This window comes from Streptomyces sp. NPDC046465, assembly GCF_040646035.1.
GTDB lineage: Bacteria > Actinomycetota > Actinomycetes > Streptomycetales > Streptomycetaceae > Streptomyces.
This window is the reverse complement of sequence record NZ_JBEYZK010000076.1, coordinates 1-2201: the sequence shown is the minus strand read 5'-3', so window position 1 is coordinate 2201 and position 2201 is coordinate 1. Positions and strand designations below refer to the sequence as shown.

Annotated in this window: 2 protein-coding genes; one reads left to right on the top strand and one right to left on the bottom strand. The window is 34.0% G+C overall.

The annotated features are described in order from the left end of the window. Positions 1–821: 821 nt before the first annotated feature. Positions 822–1969 (bottom strand): IS3 family transposase gene (locus ABZ953_RS39235; protein ID WP_152023957.1). Its coding sequence is split into 2 segments (ribosomal slippage): positions 822–1717 and positions 1717–1969, totalling 1149 coding nucleotides; the frame shifts between segments, so codons are not numbered across the junction. A gap of 74 nt (positions 1970–2043) precedes the next feature. Here ABZ953_RS39235 and ABZ953_RS39230 point away from each other — a divergent pair. Beyond that, the coding region (locus tag ABZ953_RS39230; RefSeq protein WP_361734316.1) for a transposase at positions 2044–2201 on the top strand (158 nt) is incomplete at its 3' end.

Below are 2201 nucleotides of genomic sequence, written 5' to 3'. Positions count from 1 at the left end.
GTAAAAACCATTTGCCCCAGAACACATTTCTGTGGTTTCTAAAACCTTAATTGGAACAGCACTTGCCTTTGTGATTGAGAAAAATAATTTGCGATTATCATCAGGGTTGTCCGGCACATAAGCAACTGGTTTTGGTAAATTTTCATACTCAACTAATTGGTGTGTTTCAAAAACTGTTCCTAATTTAAAAGCGTAAATTTCTTGTTTTGGTTTTCCGTTTTTGTCTAGTATTTTATTTCCGTTGACATTGGACTACAATCAAATATTTAAACAAAAAATGAACAATATCTTTCGAAAATAATTTTTGAGTTCAGTTTTAAATAAATATTTCCATCAAAAATCTCAGTCATTAATTTTAAAATCTCCATAGTAAAATTTACTTCTGACTGAAAGAGATTTCTCATTATAAAAAAGAAAAAAGTTTTAAAAGGGAGTTTAATGATTTTCACTCTAGAAATAATAAGTTTCGGAAAAATTTTTGTTTTTCGGAAAGATACCATTTCTGAAGTGAAAAACATAAAATTTTCATTTTAAAAACTTTCGTAAATTTTTGCTCACTTTTAATAAAAAAACTCCTTCAGTTAGAAAGAGATTTTTTACTAAGTAGATTAAAAACCATTCAATGATTTTTAGGGGTTATTATTATAATGTACCCATTCTACCACTTCAATATTATTTGTCAATAAGAAAAACATCAATAGTTGATGTTTTTCATGAGTATTTATGAAAAGTTTTTCTGGAATAAGCATAGTCTATCATAATTATATTAACATTCGCTTAATGGAAAGTCAACGAAAAACTAGACACGGAGTTAAGAGAATTTAAGAATTATATTTTTCAAAGTCTTTTGGAGACTTGTAATCAAGACCTGAATGCATCCTTTTTGTATTGTAATAGGTCTCAATGTATTTAAATATTTCTTGAGTAGCCTCAGCTCTTGTCTCAAAATGAGCATCATTAATAAGCTCCCTCTTTAGCGTCTTATAAAAAGACTCCATCATTGCATTGTCATATGGATTTCCTTTACGACTCATGCTAGATTGAGCACCGACTTGACGAAGAGTAGATTGATAACGAGAGCTTGTATATTGACTCCCTTGATCAGTATGGACAATCAAGCCAGGCTGAGGATGTTCTTTCCCACAAGCTTGCAAGAAGCAATCCCTCACCAGTTTATCTTGCATCCGTGAAGACATTGACCAGCCTACAATCTTACGTGAAAAAACGTCGATATTCACGGCTAAGTATAAGGTGCCTTCTTTGGTAGGGATATAGGTCATGTCTCCCAGCCATACTTTATTAGGAGCTGTTGCTTTAAAGATCTGATTAATTAAATTGGGTCTTGAAAGCGAAGCTCCTTTTCTGTTGTAATGTTTATATTTATAACGGCTTCCCTTGGCATAAAGTCCCATCAAGTGCATCAGTTTCCCAACACGTTTCGTGTTGGTCATAATACCAGTATTATGAAGTACCTTGGTAATTCTAACCGCACCATAGCGTCCCTTATGCTCATGAAAGACAGCTTTTATCTTCTCTGAGAGAATTTCTCTCTCCACTTGTTGTTTTGAAGGACGACGATGCATGTATTCATAGAAACCTGAGCGAGAAACCTTAAGAACTTTTACTGCATGCTTAATTTTTATCTTCCCATGATGTTTCAAGAGAAATTCAAAACGTTTTACTTGCTTCGCTTCAAGAAGACCCGGAACTTTTTTAGAAGTTCAAGTTCCTCCTGAAGATAACGATTTTCTTTCTCTAACAATTTAATCTTATGTTGGGCATTAGCTAGGGCTGTCCCATTGCCTGGAAAAGCACTTTCTCCATATTCTTCAACTTCTTGAACCCAGCGATAAAGACTATTGGCATGAACCTCAAGCTCTTGGCTGACTTCTTTAACAGAGAAACCCTCTTCAAGAATGAGTTTTACTGCAGAATTTTTAAATTGTTTATCGAATTTTCTTCTTGCCATAATAAACCTTTCCACGATTTCTCTTAACTTTGTGTCTAGTTTATTATAACCTTTCCATTCGGAGGTCTTTTCTTATGGTCAAATATTCCATAGAATTAAAACAACGCGTTATTCAAGATTATTTATCTGGCAAGGGAGGCTCTACCTATCTTGCTAAACTGCACAACGTAGGTTCATCTAGTCAGGTTAGACACTGGATTCGCAATTATCGAGCAGAGGGACTTCCTACAGC